This window comes from Burkholderia sp. BCC0322, from assembly GCF_902833045.1.
Lineage (GTDB): Bacteria > Pseudomonadota > Gammaproteobacteria > Burkholderiales > Burkholderiaceae > Burkholderia.
In genome coordinates, this window is record NZ_CADFDU010000001.1 from 657518 (window position 1) to 671302 (window position 13785).

11 protein-coding genes are annotated in these 13785 nt (G+C 68.3%); 7 read left to right on the forward strand and 4 right to left on the reverse strand.

All coding sequences use genetic code 11. From position 1 onward, the window contains the following. Positions 1 to 2: 2 nt before the first annotated feature. The 3 genes from HWX39_RS03085 to HWX39_RS03095 all read right to left on the reverse strand — a co-directional run bounded on the left by HWX39_RS03085 (position 3) and on the right by HWX39_RS03095 (position 3509). Positions 3 to 1484 carry an aldehyde dehydrogenase family protein gene (locus HWX39_RS03085; protein WP_175965502.1) on the reverse strand — a complete coding sequence of 494 codons (1482 nt, stop codon included), beginning with the start codon at positions 1482 to 1484 and terminating at the stop codon, positions 3 to 5. A gap of 22 nt (positions 1485 to 1506) precedes the next feature. Beyond that, positions 1507 to 2457, reverse strand: coding sequence for an agmatinase (speB, locus tag HWX39_RS03090; protein WP_175965503.1), 951 nt, complete (start codon positions 2455 to 2457; stop codon positions 1507 to 1509). A gap of 167 nt (positions 2458 to 2624) precedes the next feature. Then, complete coding sequence (locus HWX39_RS03095; protein WP_175965504.1) at positions 2625 to 3509, reverse strand: helix-turn-helix transcriptional regulator; 885 nt, start codon at positions 3507 to 3509, stop codon at positions 2625 to 2627. Between the two features lie 197 nt (positions 3510 to 3706). Here HWX39_RS03095 and HWX39_RS03100 point away from each other — a divergent pair, with 197 nt between their 5' ends. The 4 genes from HWX39_RS03100 (at position 3707) to HWX39_RS03115 (ending at position 7941) form a co-directional block, all read left to right on the forward strand. After that, the gene (locus HWX39_RS03100) at positions 3707 to 4051 is read left to right on the forward strand and encodes a cupin domain-containing protein (protein WP_175965505.1); all 345 of its coding nucleotides are present in this window, start codon (positions 3707 to 3709) and stop codon (positions 4049 to 4051) included. 86 nt (positions 4052 to 4137) lie between these two features. Continuing rightward, the gene (locus HWX39_RS03105; protein WP_175965506.1) at positions 4138 to 5595 is read left to right on the forward strand and encodes an FAD-dependent oxidoreductase; all 1458 of its coding nucleotides are present in this window, start codon (positions 4138 to 4140) and stop codon (positions 5593 to 5595) included. Between the two features lie 105 nt (positions 5596 to 5700). Continuing rightward, positions 5701 to 6891, forward strand: a complete 1191-nt coding sequence (locus tag HWX39_RS03110; RefSeq protein WP_175965507.1) for an MFS transporter — start codon at positions 5701 to 5703, stop codon at positions 6889 to 6891. A 129-nt stretch (positions 6892 to 7020) separates the two neighbouring features. Next, a complete protein-coding gene (locus HWX39_RS03115; RefSeq protein WP_175965508.1) occupies positions 7021 to 7941 on the forward strand; it encodes a LysR family transcriptional regulator in 921 nt (306 codons plus the stop codon). 15 nt (positions 7942 to 7956) lie between these two features. On the opposite strand, the gene HWX39_RS03120 is transcribed toward HWX39_RS03115, so the two are convergent. Next, a complete protein-coding gene (locus HWX39_RS03120) occupies positions 7957 to 8787 on the reverse strand; it encodes a helix-turn-helix transcriptional regulator (protein ID WP_175965509.1) in 831 nt (276 codons plus the stop codon). 238 nt (positions 8788 to 9025) lie between these two features. Between HWX39_RS03120 and HWX39_RS03125 the strand changes: the two genes are divergently transcribed. The 3 genes from HWX39_RS03125 (at position 9026) to HWX39_RS03135 (ending at position 13766) form a co-directional block, all read left to right on the forward strand. After that, positions 9026 to 10756, forward strand: a complete 1731-nt coding sequence (locus HWX39_RS03125) for an amidohydrolase (protein ID WP_175965510.1) — start codon at positions 9026 to 9028, stop codon at positions 10754 to 10756. Between the two features lie 216 nt (positions 10757 to 10972). Beyond that, the gene (locus tag HWX39_RS03130; protein WP_175965511.1) at positions 10973 to 12088 is read left to right on the forward strand and encodes a polyamine ABC transporter substrate-binding protein; all 1116 of its coding nucleotides are present in this window, start codon (positions 10973 to 10975) and stop codon (positions 12086 to 12088) included. A gap of 112 nt (positions 12089 to 12200) precedes the next feature. Further along, complete coding sequence (locus tag HWX39_RS03135; protein ID WP_244134925.1) at positions 12201 to 13766, forward strand: DUF3138 family protein; 1566 nt, start codon at positions 12201 to 12203, stop codon at positions 13764 to 13766. Positions 13767 to 13785 lie beyond the last annotated feature (19 nt).

Below are 13785 nucleotides of genomic sequence, written 5' to 3' on the forward strand. Positions count from 1 at the left end.
GGTCAGTCGATCGCGCGCATGGCGTGGCGCAGTTCCTGATAGCTGCGCAGCCCGGCAACGCCGAGTTCGCGGCCGATCCCGCTGAGCCCGAACCCGCCCCAGCACACGTGCGGGTAGATGAGCTGGGGCGCGTTGATCCACACGAGCCCCACGCGCACGCGCTGCTGGAATTGCTTCGCGATCCGCGCATCGCGCGTCACGACGGTCGCGACGAGCCCGTAGCGCGTGTCGTTCGCGAGCGCGATTGCCTCGTCGTCGGTGCGGAACGATTTCACGCACGCGACGGGTCCGAACACTTCGTCGGTCCACAGCGGGTTGTCGGCGGCCGGCTCGGCGATCACGACGGGCGCCATGAAAAAGCCGTCGCCGCCGGCGTCCGCCACGCGGCCGCTGAATGCGACACGTGCGCCCGCATCGATGCCTTGCTGGAGCATCGCTTCGACGCGCATCCGATGCGCGGCCGAGATCAGCGGCCCCATCGCGACGTGTTCCGCGGCGGGCGGCGCGACGACGAGCGTGCGCACGGCGGTCTCGAACGCGGCCATGAAGCCGCGGTACACGCTGTCGTGCACGAGGATGCGCGCGGTGGCCGAGCACATCTGGCCCGCGTTCGTGAATGCGCCCGCAACCGCGAGCGACACCGCGACGTCGAGGTCGGCGTCGTCGCGCACGATCAGCGACGACTTGCCGCCGAGTTCGAGCGTCACGCGCTTCATGTCGACGGCCGCGGCCTGCATCACCTTGCGGCCGGCCGCCGTGCTTCCGGTAAACGAGATCTTGTCGATCAGCGGATGCGCGGTCAGCGCCGCGCCGACCTCGGCGCCGCCGTTGACGACGTTGACGACGCCGGCCGGCACACCGGCTTCGGCGATGAGGTCGAGCAGCGCATGCTCGGCCGGCGACGTGAGTTCGGACGGCTTCAGCACGACCGCGCAGCCGGCCGCGAGTGCGGGGGCGAGCTTCCACGCGGTCGTGACCATCGGGAAGTTCCACGGCATGACGAGCGCCGCGACGCCGACGGAATCATAGAAGCGCTCGGCCGTGACGGCGTCGCTCGGCAGCGCGACCGGTTCGGGCGCGAACAGCGCCGGGTCCTCGCACAGCTTCGCGTAGTACGCGAACGTCGCGGCGACGTCGCCGACATCGGCCTCGGCCTCGAACGGCGGCTTGCCGCTTACCTGCATCTGCAGCGCCGCCAGGCGATCGCGCGACGCCTCGACGCGCTCGGCGATCGCGGCGAGCATGCGGCCGCGTTCGGCCGGCGGCGTATCGCGCCAGCCGGCGAACGCATCGCGCGCGGCACATACCGCGGCGTCGACGTGCGCGGCCGTCGCGAATGCCTGCCAGCCGATTGCCGCGCCGGTCGATGCGTTGAAGATCGGCGCGCCGGGCGCGTCGCCCTGCGTGTGCACGGGCCGGCCGGCGATGTGCGCCGCGGGCAGCACGAACGTGGCGGTGGAACGGGAAAGCTCGGCGGTGGACATGAGGGTCATCCTGTCGGTCGGGTTAGCGGTAGGCGACGCCCGGCATCACGCAGAGCATCTCGAACGCGAGGTTCGCGCCCGTGAGCGCGGTGGTGCCGGTCGGATCGTACGGCGGCGCGACTTCGACGAGGTCCGCGCCGACGATGTTCAGGCCCCGCATCCCGCGCACGATCTCCAGGCCCTGCTGCACGGTGAGCCCGCCGATTTCGGGCGTGCCGGTGCCGGGCGCGAACGACGGATCGAGGCCGTCGATGTCGAAGCTCAGATAGACCTGCGTGTCGCCGACGCGCTCGCGCACCTGCGCCATCAGCGGCGCGAGCGACCTGTTCCAGCATTCTTCCGCCTGCACGACGGTGAAGCCCTGCTCGCGGCACCAGTCGAAATCGTCCGCGTGGTAGCCGGTGCCGCGCAGGCCGATCTGCGTGACCTTGTCGCATTGCAGCAGACCGTCTTCCACCGCGCGGCGGAACGGCGTGCCGTGCGCGATCTTCTCGCCGAACATCGTGTCGTTCACGTCCGCATGCGCGTCGACGTGCACGACGGCGACCTGGCCGTACTTCTTATGCAGCGCGCGCAGGATCGGCCACGCGATCGTGTGGTCGCCGCCGAGCGTGATCGGCCGGCAGCCGTTCGCGACGATCGCGTCGTACGCCTCTTCGATGCGGCGCACCGAATCCTTCAGGTCGTACGGGTTGGTCGCGACGTCGCCGATGTCGGCCACCTGCAGCGAATCGAACGGCGCCGCGCGCGTGGCCATGTTGTACGGGCGCAGCAGCACGGATTCGGTGCGGATCTGGCGCGGGCCGAAGCGCGAGCCCGAGCGGTTCGAGGTGCCGAGGTCGAGCGGAACGCCGACGAAGCACACGTCGAGGCCGTCGGTCGTCGCGGCTTGCGGCAGCCGCATCATCGTGGCGATGCCGCCAAAGCGCGGCATGTCGTTGCCGCCCATCGGCTGATTGAGTTCGCGGGGCATGGGCCGTCTCCTTTTTTCTCAGGTAAAGCGATCGGCCGATGGTAGAGGAGAACGCCCGCGTGAAGATTTTGAAGTCGCAACGTTTACATCGACGGGTCTCGATGCAAGTGGCGCCGCCGCATCGACGCGGCGCAACCGAGCGTGGCCGCGCGGCGTGGCCGGGCGTGTCAGCGTGGAATGGCCGACGGCGCGGCGCCGTCGTGCGGGCCGGCGGAAGGGAACGCGGTGGAGGCCGAACCCCATGCGGCGAGTTCGCGCTTCGTGCGCACGCCGAGCTTCGCGAACGCGCGCTTCACGTACGACTCGGCCGACGCGACGCGCACGCCGAGGATCTCGGCCGTTTCAGGCACGGTCTTGCCGGAGAGCAGGTGCTTGCAGGTTTCGTATTCGCGCTTCGACAGCTTCACGCCGTCGGCCGCGATCCGCGCATCGAACTGCGCGAGCGGATGGACTTCGGGCGTCGGGTGCGCGATGCGCCGCGCGGCCGTGGTCGACGCGTGCAGTTCGAGCAGCGGGAACAGCATGTCGCTGATGCTGCGAAAGCGGTTCATCTCGGCGAGCGTGAACGGCGGCCGGTCGCGGCCGCGCTCCAGCGCGATCGAATGCTGCGAATAGCGCGTGCCGCGCGCGAGCACGCATTCGTGCCCGATATGCACGTCGTCGAACAGCCGCTGGCGGAATTCGCCGGGCGGGATCGCCGCGATGTCGCGCACCACGAGCATCGTGCCCGTCTTGCCGCGCAGCCCGGCGAACAGCGGGTCGCTGTCGAGAAAGCGCTCGTAGTAGAGCGTCATCACGTCGGAGATTTCGGTGGATTCGGTATCGATGCCGCTGCTGCCGATCCATTCGCATCGGTAGCCGGTGGGCATCGAGCCGTCGACGCGCGAGCGTTCGACGTGCGCGACGTCGAGCGGCACCACGTCGTTCAGCAGTTGCGTGAGGCGCGGCACGAAGTGCGGCGTGCCGACCGTCTCGATCAGCTCGCCCAGCGCCTTGAACGACACGTTGAAGCGGTCGTTGTCGCGATGGAAGGGGTTCACGTTGAGCAGCATGCGGTTCCCCGGGTGAAAAGCGGGCGGATTGTAGCGTCCGCAACGAAAAACGTCATTAGGGGGAAACACCGTCGGTTGTCCTGCCGACCCGTTCGCCCCGGAAAACACCGCTTGTCCCCCCCGGAGGGGGGCATACCGGGGCAGTGTAAATGCGTAACGTTGTCCCTGCTTTTTCAATCAAGAGACGAAAGATTCAGATGACCAAACTGATCAAGGACATCCTGCCGCTCGGCGCAGGCATCGGCGAATTCACGAAGCTCGACTTCGGAATGGACGAAAGCGACTGGCGCGCGGCGGAAGGCAAGAGCGGCAACTACATCATCGGCTGGTGGGAAGGCAAGGCCGGCGCGGTGGAGTTTCCGGAAACCGCGGCTGACGAAGCCGTGTGGCTCGTCGAGGGCCGGATCGCGCTGACCGATGTCGAAGGCAACCGCAAGGAATTCGCGCCGGGCCAGGGCTACCTGCTGCCGGCCGGTTTCGCGGGCCGCTGGGAGACGATCGAGGACGCGAAGAAGTTCTACGTGCTGCTCGAGAAGTCGTGATGCCTGGAGCCGCCGCCGTGGTGTCGTCGTCCTTGTGACGCGCGCCCGGCGGCGGTTTCGTTTTTTCGCGTGTGATGGCTGGGATCATGGAAATGGAAGTCAAGGCAAGAGAGACCGCACCGGTGCAGGCGCACGCAATGCGTGGCGCGCCGGTCGCACTGGGCGTCGAGGCGGCGCTCGCGAATACGAAGCTGTTCCCGTACTGGCTCGACAATCCGGCGGCGCCGGCCGCCGAGCCGGAACTCGCGGGCGACGTGACGGCCGACCTGCTGATCGTCGGCGGCGGCTTCACGGGGCTGTGGTCGGCCGTGCAGGCGAAGGAACAGATGCCGCACCTGAACGTGGTGCTGATCGAGGCCGGCAAGGTGGCGCACGGCGCATCGGGCCGCGCGGGCGGGATCATCTCGACGTCGGTGATGCACGGGCTGCCGAACGCGGTGCGCGTGTTCCCGAACGACATCGCGCAGCTCGAGGCATTCGGCCATCGCAATCTCGACGGCTTCGAGGACACGCTGAAGCGCTACGACATCGACGCCGACATCGAGTGGAACGGCGAGATGACGGTCGCGGTCGATCCCGAGCATGTCGCGCACCTGAAGGGCGACTACGACCTGCATCGCGAGTACGGCCACGACGTTGTGCTGCTGAACCGCGAGGAAACGCTCGAACAACTGAATTCGCCGCTGTTCGCGGGCGCGCTGTGGTCGCGCAACCGCAGCGGCATCGTGCACCCGGCGAAGCTTGCGTGGGGGCTGAAGCGCGCGGCGCTGCAGCTCGGCGTGAAGCTCTATGAGCACACGCCGCTCGTGACCGTGACCGACGAAGGCAGCACGGTGTTCGTGAAGACGCCGAAGGGCAGCGTGCGCGCGCCGCGCGTCGTGTTCGGCAGCGGCACCGCGAAGGTCGGGATTCCCGACATCAACCGCCGCGTGATGCAGGTGCGCGACCACGTGCTCGCGACCGAGCCGCTCACGGGCGAGCAACTCGCGCGGATCGGCTGGAAGAACCGCCAGGGCGTGTACGACACGCGCACGCAGCTCAACTATTTCCGGCTGACGAAGGACAACACCATCATTTTCGGCGGGCTGGTGAGCTATCACTTCGACGGCGATCCGGAACCGCGCCAGGACAGCCAGCGCGAAACGTACTACCGGCTCGCGGAAGCGTTCTACCGCACGTTCCCGCAACTGTGCGACGTGCGTTTCTCGCACGCATGGGGCGGCCCGATCGACTACTGCTCGCGCGGCTCGGTGTTCGCGAAGCGCTATCTCGGCGACAAGGCCGTGTTCGTCGCCGGCTATACGGGCTTCGGCGTCGCGGCGAGCCGGTTCGGCGCGTTCATGGGGCTGAACATCCTGTTCGACCGGGACAGCCCCGAGCGCAAGCTCGACATCGCGAACCAGAGCCCGAGCTACATCCCGCCCGAGCCGATGCGTTGGGTCGCCGCGAAGATCACGTTTCATGCGTTCGACGGCGCGGATGCGGAAGGCGGCTGGAAGCGTGCGTGGATCAGCGGCATCAAGGCGATGGGCTTCCCGATGTAAGCGACGACGCGGCGGCCTCACGTCGCGCCGGGCCGCCGCGTGCCGATACAAAAAACGATCCCCAGGGGAGACGGTCCGCGCCGCGGACACGGAGAGAGACACCAGATGAATGTAGTCAACCTGCAGGATGAGGCGCGACAGGAAAGCGCGCTGTTCGTCGTCGTGATGCTGCTGCTCGGCATGCTCGGGCCGACGGTCTTCCTCGGCCTGCCCGCGATCGTCGGGCAGGTCGAACGTCATTGGGGCTTCGGCGAAGCGGCGCTCGGGCTGTCGAGCTTCATCGAGGTGCTCGGCGAATCGACGGGCACGCTGCTCGTCGCGTTCGTGCTCGGCCGCCAGCCGGTCCGGTGGGTGCTCGCGGGCGCGGTGACGCTCGCGGCCGGCGCGAACCTCGGCACGCTCGCGACGCACGGGCTGGTGGCGTATTCGGCCTTGCAGTTCATCGCGGGCGTCGGCTCGGGCGGGCTGAACGGCATCGCGCTGCGCTACCTGTCGTATTCGCGCGCGCCGGAACGCAATCTCGGGATCATGCTGATGGGGCAGGTGACGTGGAGCATGGTGCTGCTCGCGTACATCTTCCCGATGCTGAGCGATACATGGGGTGCCCACGGCGTGTTCGGTTTCGTCGCGTGCGTGCTCGGCGCGTTCGTGCTCGCCGCGCCGCTGTTTCGCCGCGGCGAGACGCTGGCCGCCCCGGCGCCGGCCGGCGTTGCCGGCCGCATCGACCGCCGGGGCGCGATGCTCGTGCTGTGCGCGCAGCTCGCGCTGTACGGCGGCGTCGGCGTCGTGTGGACCTTCCTCGAGACGATCGGCACCGCGGCAGGCCTGAGCGGCAAGTCGGTGTCGCTCGTGCTCGGCATCGCGAACATCGCGAGCCTCGTGATCTGCGCGGCAATGCCGAAGCTCGGTGCGGGCGCGGGCCTGCGCCGCTGGGCGCTCGTGAACCTCGGCGGCTGCGCGGTCGCGGCCGTGCTGCTCGCGATGCCGGCATCGGCCGTGACGTTCACGCTCGGCGCGATCGTCTTCATCGGCTGCTGGACCGGCGGCGCGCTGCTGATCTACGCGACGATTCCGCAGTACGACCTGGTCGGCAAGTCGGCCGCGCTGTCGCCCGGCTGCGTCGCGCTCGGCTATGGCGTCGGCTCGGTCGCGGGCGGGTCGCTGATCGAGCGCGCGGGTACGCAATCGGCGCTGATCGCGGCGATCGTGCTGTGCGCGGTGGCGTTCCTCTGCTACCGGCGGCTGCGGCCGGCCGTGTTCGGCAGGGAACGCGCGCTCGCGGCAGCACCTGAATGACGGTTGCGACGCGCGCCGCTGCCGATGGCGGCGCGCGTCCGGTTCGGTTCATCGGCGAAGGCGGCCGGCGTGGCGTGCGATGCGCGTCGTGCCGGCCGGGCAACGCGCACACGCGCAGCGGCTGGAAGCATGTTCTCGAATACCTCCGATCTCGATCTCCGGCTCATCCGGGTCTTTCTGGCCGTCGTCGACGCACGCGGCATCACGGCCGCCGAGGCGTCGCTCGGCGTGCGGCAGTCGACGATCAGCACGCAGCTCTCGGCGCTCGAAGCGCGCGTCGGCTTCAAGCTGTGCGATCGCGGGCGCGGCGGCTTTCGCCTGACGTCGAAGGGCGAACGCTTCGCGGCCACCGCGCGCACGCTCGTCGCGGCCACCTCCGAATTCGTCGCGCGTGTGCGCGACATCGACCGCAAGCTGGTCGGCACGCTGTCGATCGGCCTGATCGGCCAGGCGCCGCTCGTCGAGAACGCGCGCGTGGCCGAGGCGATCGGCGCATTCCGCCAGCGCGACCAGGCCGTCACGTTCGCGATGAAGGTGGCGTCGCCGCAGGAACTTGAGGAAAGCCTCGTCAACCACCAACTCGATCTCGCGATCGGCTATTTCTGGCATCGCGTGCCCGGGCTGCTCTACACGCCGCTCTTCACCGAGCAGCAGGTGATCTACTGCGGGCGCGGGCATCCGCTGTTCCATGCGTCGCGGCCCGTGACCGCGGACGACCTGCAGCTTCACGACTGGGTATGGCGCACCTATCCGGTGCCGGAGGAGCAGTATCCGCTGCCCGAGCGGCGCGTGACCGCGAGCGCGGACAGCATCGAGGCGGCCACGATCCTGATCCTGTCGGGCGGCCATCTCGGCTACCTGCCCGCGCATTATGCGGAGCCGTTCGAGCAGCGCGGGCTCGTGAAGGCCGTCGGCCGCACGACGTTCAGCTTCGACGTGCCGCTGCATCTCGCGATGAAGCGCAGCGCGAGCGACAAGCCGATCGTCGACGCGTTCTGCGAGGACCTGCTGCGCGCCTTCAACATCAAGGCGGCTGCGCTGGCCGCGTAAGCCGACGGCGCGCGTTCAGCAGTCGACCAGCACCCAGTCGAACAGCTCGCGGCGCGTGCGCACGCCGAGCTTCGCGAACGCGCGCTTCACGTACGACTCGGCCGTCGACAGCTTCACGTCGAGCTGCTGCGCGGCCTCGGGCACCGAGCGCCCGCACAGCATCAGCCGGCAGATCTCGTGCTCGCGGCGCGACAACTGCACGTCCTGCCGTTCCAGGCGCGCGTCGAAGCTCGCCTGCGACGCGGCATTCACCGACACCGCCGCCACGCGCCGCGCCGCGCAGGTGCGCGCATGCAGCTCGAACATCGGGAACAGCAGGTCGACCATCTGCCGGAAGTGGAACAGCTCGTCCGTCGTGAACGCGGCCCGCCCGACCGTACGCGCGAGGCCGAGCGCGTACTGCAGGTGTGCGTTGCCGTGCACGAGCAGGCATTCCTGCGCGATGCCGGGCTCGTCGAAAATCCGGCGGCGGAATTCGCCTTGCGCGATGCCGTCGACATGGCGCTGCACCAATAGCGTGCCGGCCTTGCCGCGCAGCGGCGCGACCAGCGGATCGACCTGGCAGTAGTCCTGGTAATAGACATCCATCACGCGCAGCGTATCGGCCGCGAAGCGCAGGCTGCCGCTGCCGAGCCATTCGACGACGAAGCCCGACGTGCTGCCCGTGTCGGCGCGCCAGCGTTCGAGGTGCACCGCGTCGGCGTCGATGCTGTCGTTGACGAACGCCGTGACCGCGCCGACGAAATCCGGCGTGCCGACCGCGCGCAACGTTGCGCCGAGCGTGTCGGGGCGCACGCCGATCAGGTAGTGGCCGCGGGCGGCCGGGTCGGGCTGGAGAAGTCGCATGGTCGGGCGTGGGCGGTCAGGGGACCACGCGACGTTACGCGAACGCCGCGCACGCGTCAGCCGGGAATTCACCGGATGAGTCCCACGGATTTCATGCGTTGTCCCCAAAACGATGACAAGACCGTGCGCGCGGCGGCCGGAATGCGTCCAAGCCCCCGCGGCGGGGGGGCATACCGGCGCGTATCGTCTGCCTATAGTGAAAGCACTTCGAAAACTTGATCAACAGAAAGGACCGGCCATGCAGATGCACCCGACGCCCGCCGCCAGCGATTCGACGCCGGCGGATTTCGTTCTGACCCACGCGAAGGTCTACACCGTCGATCCGCACAAGCCGTGGGCGCAGGCGGTCGCCGTGCGCGACGACCGGATCGTCTACGTCGGCGACACGGCGGCCGTGCAGGCCTACGTCGGCGCCGGCACGAAGGTCGTCGACGCGGCCGGCCGGCTCGTGCTGCCCGGCTTCGTCGAATCGCACTGGCACTTCGAGACGACCGCGTTCGCGTTCCAGGCGTTCGTGAACCACGAGGATCCGCAGAAGGTGCTCGCCGCGCTGCGCGCGTACGTCGAGTCGCATCCGGACGAGCCGGCGATCACCGGGATGGGCTGGGTGCAGGCGACCCTTCCGCCGGCGCTGCTGCGCAAGGAGACGCTCGACGCGATCTGCGCGGATCGCCCCGTGTGCCTGCTGTCGACCGATTTCCATTCGATGTGGGTGAACTCGAAGGCGCTGGAGATCGCCGGTATCGACGCATCGACGCCCCCCGTGCAGGAAGGCGCGAGCTGGTTCGAGAAGGACGCCGTGACGGGCGAGCCGACCGGCCTGATCGTCGACGGCGCCGCGTATTCGTTGCTGATGCAGCGGATCAGCGCGGCCGGCCTGCTGCCGACCGGCATCGACCTGTACCTGAAGTCGATCCCGCCGTGGCAGGAGAAGCTGTGCGCGGCGGGCGTGACGACCGTGTTCGACGCGGGCTTCTTCGACGCGAGCGGCGACCAGTCGCTGCTGTACGAGACGCTGCAGACGATGGAGCGCGCGGGCGACCTGAAGCTGCGCGTGGTCGGCAGCGTCGCGGTGATCGGCGAGATCGACGACCCGGTCGGCACGCTCGTCAAATACCGCGAGCAGTACGATTCGCCGCTCGTGAAGGCGCGCGCGCTGAAGCTGTTCCTCGACGGCACGGAAGCGAACCACACCGCGTACCTGCTCGAACCGTACGCGGACCGCCCCGACACCTGCGGCGCGCCGACGATGCCGGCCGACACGTTCAACCGCTACCTGGTCGAAGCCGATCGCGTGAACGCGAACGTGATGGTCCATTGCGTCGGCGACGCGGCCGTGCGGATGGCGCTCGACGGCTTCGACGCGGTCAACCGCACGAACCCGCCGCGCGACCGCCGCCACGTGATCACGCACGCGTTCCTCACGCATCCGGAGGACATCCCGCGCTTCCGCCGCGCGGGCGTGATGGCGAACACGCAGCTGCAGTGGGGCGTGGTCGACGCGTACACCGAGCAGTTGCGCGACCACTACGGCCACGCGCGCTGGAGCAGCATGTACAAGTTCCGCACGTTCGTCGACGCAGGCGTGACGGTGTCGATCGGCATGGACGGCCTCGCGTGCCAGTGCCGCTGCCAGCACAAGCCGCTCGAACACATCGAGTCGGGTCATACGCGCCAGCTCGCGGGCGAACCCGATGCGCCGGTATTCCCGGACCTCGCCGAGCGCCTGAGCATTCCGCAGCTGATCGCCGCATACACGATCCACGGCGCGTACCAGCTCGGGATGGAGCACGAGGTCGGGTCGCTCACGCCCGGCAAGCGCGCGGATCTCGTCGTGCTGGAAAACGACCTGTTCGAAGTCGGCCAGTACGACATCGGCCGTATCGACGTCGCGCTGACGATGATGGACGGCCGCATCACGCACGTCGGCGAGGACTTCGGCGTGCGCACGGGCGTGCAGGCGTCCTGAGCGGTTTTCGGCTGGCCTGGCGAAGCGGCGACGGACGCTTTCAAATCGCTTCCATGGCGTGCCGATCGGGGCATCCGTCCGGAACCGGATGCGCCGATTGTGCGGTGTGCCCCCCTATCGGCAGGGCAGACCGGCCAATTTCCTCTGGCTACATTTTTCCGGACCGAAGCACACACCGTTCATCGCGAGCGGATCATGATATCGACGGAGGAAACCATGGCAGGGGATTGGAGCAAGCATCTGGGAACGGCATGCGCGGCGCTCGCGCTGGGCGGCGTCCTGTGGGGCGGCGCACCGGCGGCGCACGCGGCGGACGTCGTCAACGTGTACAACTGGGGCAACTCGATCGGCAAGGCGACGATCGCGAACTTCGAGAAGGCGACCGGCATCAAGGTGGTCTACCAAGAGTTCGATTCGAACGAGACGCTGCAGGCGAAGCTGCTGTCGGGCACGTCGGGCTACGACGTCGTCGTGCCGTCCGACATCTTCTGGGCGCGGCAGCTGCAGGCCGGCATCTTCCGCAAGATCGACAAGAGCCAGGTACCGAACTACGGGCTGCTCGATCCGGAAATCATGAAGGTGCTCGCGAAGGACGACCCGGGCAACCAGTTCGGCATTCCGTGGACGTGGGGCACGGATGGCCTCGGGATGAACGTCGAGAAGGTGAAGGCCGCGCTCGGCAACGACGCGCCGCTCGACAGCTGGGCGCTGCTGTTCGACCCGAAGTACGCGCAGAAGCTGAAGCACTGCGGCATATCGGTGCTCGATTCGCCGGTCGATGCGTTCGGGATGGCGTTCGTCTACCTGAAGAAGGATGCGAACACGACGAACCCGGCCGACTACCAGGCCGCGTACGAGCTGCTGAAGTCGGTGCGGCCGTACATCACGCAGTTCAATTCGAGCAGCTACATCAACGATCTCGCGGGCGGCGACATCTGCCTCGCGCTCGGCTGGTCGGGCGACGTGAACTCCGCGCGGATCGCGGCTGCCACCGCGAAGAAGTCGTATCACATCAAGTACGTGATCCCGACCGAGGGCAGCGCGATGTGGTTCGACATGATGGCGATTCCCAAGGATGCGCCGCATCCGGACGCCGCGCTGAAGTTCGTCAACTTCGTGCTGTCGGAGAAGGAGAGCGCGAACCTGACCAACGACACGTCGTATCCGTCGGCCGTGCCGTCGTCGAAGAAGCTGGTGCGCACGGAGGTGACGAGCGATCCGGCCGTGTTCCCGCCCGCCGACGTGATCCGCAAGCTGAGCCTCAGCAAGCCGGTTCCGCCTGAGCTGATGCGTCTGCAGAACCGTCTCTGGACGAAGCTGAAGACCGAGTAAGCCGGCCGCCGCGCTCCGCATTCCCGTACACCTTTCGCGCGCCCCGCGGCTCATCGCGGCGGGCGGGGGGCGCGCTCGTCCCGACGACCACCCAAACATGAAAATCAGACACATGACGGCGCTGTGCCTGCTGGCGTTCGACGCCGCCTCGGCATTCGCGCACACGCCCCAGGCGACCGACGCGAGCAGGATGAAGGCGCTGCAGGCGCAGGTCGACGCGCTGCAGCAGCAGGTCAACGAACTGCGCGCGAGCATGCTGGCGGCGAAGCCCGCCGGCGCCGCAACGAGCGCCACTGCCGCCTCGGGCGGCGCGAAGATCGGTTCGATCAACACGGCAGCGGCCGCCGCGCCGGCCGCCGATTCGGCGCCGGCGTTCACGAACGACGACCTGCAGCAGATGCGCGAGCAGATCGCGAACGCGTCGCTGAAGGTCGACTCGCTGCAGGAAGCCGCGACCACCGGCCCGCTCGCGGGCCTGAGCGTCACCGGCTACGTCGATCCCGTGTACCTGTTCAACCGGGCGCAGCGCACGTCCGGCTTCCAGTTCCTGAACCACGACCCGGGCGCGTACGACTACTTCAACAGCACGATCGGCGACGTCTACCTCGACATCAAGAAGACCTTCGGCGTCGGCCCGATGGCGCCGTCGGCGGAGGTCGTGATCCAGCCGAACCGCGGCTTCGGCAACGTGTTCAGCAATGCGCACGGCGGCGTCGGCAACAACATCGTCACGCAGGCGGTGGTGACCGTGCCGCTCGGCACGACGCGTACCTTCGAGGTCGGGATGATGCCGAGCCTCGCCGGCTACGAGGTGCAGCCGTCGACCCAGATGCTGACGCTCACGCACGGGCTGCTGTACGACTTCAGCGAACCGGGCAACCTGATCGGCGTCGGGCTGAAAGGCTCCAACGCGGCGATGACGCGTTTCTGGCAGGTCGTGATCGGCAACGAGGTGCTGCGCACCGCCGGCGCGATCGCGAACGCGGCGAACAACACGACGAAGACCAACTGGACGCCGACGATCACCGCGCGCTTCGACAACGCGACGTCGACCGCCTTCGACTTCGGCCTCTCCGCGATGCTGGGCCGGCAGTCGCTGTTCTCGCCGTGTGCGCAGGCGGGCGGCTACGGCTATCAGTGCAACGGCGCGTCGCCGACCGGCCTCTACAAGTACGTGGAAGCCGACGTGACCTATACGCACGACAAGACCCAGGTCAACGCGCAGGCTGACTACGGCGAGCTGCAGAAGGGCGCATGGAACGGCGGCACCGCGCGCTGGTACGGGATGTCGCTGCTCGGCCATACGAAGTGGACGACGTCGTGGGTCGGCCGCATGGGCGCGACGCTGCGCTTCGATTACCTGAACGACGCGTCGAACGGCGGCGGCGGCACCAACATCCAGTACGGGCTCGCGGGCGGCAATCCGTCGGTGAACGGGTCGAGCGGCTTCGGCATCGATCCGGCGTGCTTCCAGCGCTCGTCGGCGAACGGTACCGAGTGCAAGGGTGCGCAGCGCTACGCGATCACGGCCGACCTGTTGTTCTATCCGACGCAGCAGATCACCGTGAAGGTCGAATACCGCCACGACGCGGCGAACCATCCGGTGTTCCTGAAGAGCAACGGGACGTACTCGCGCAGCAACGACCTGGCCGGGATGCAGTTCATCTACGCGTTCTGACGGGCGGCGCGCGCCGCAT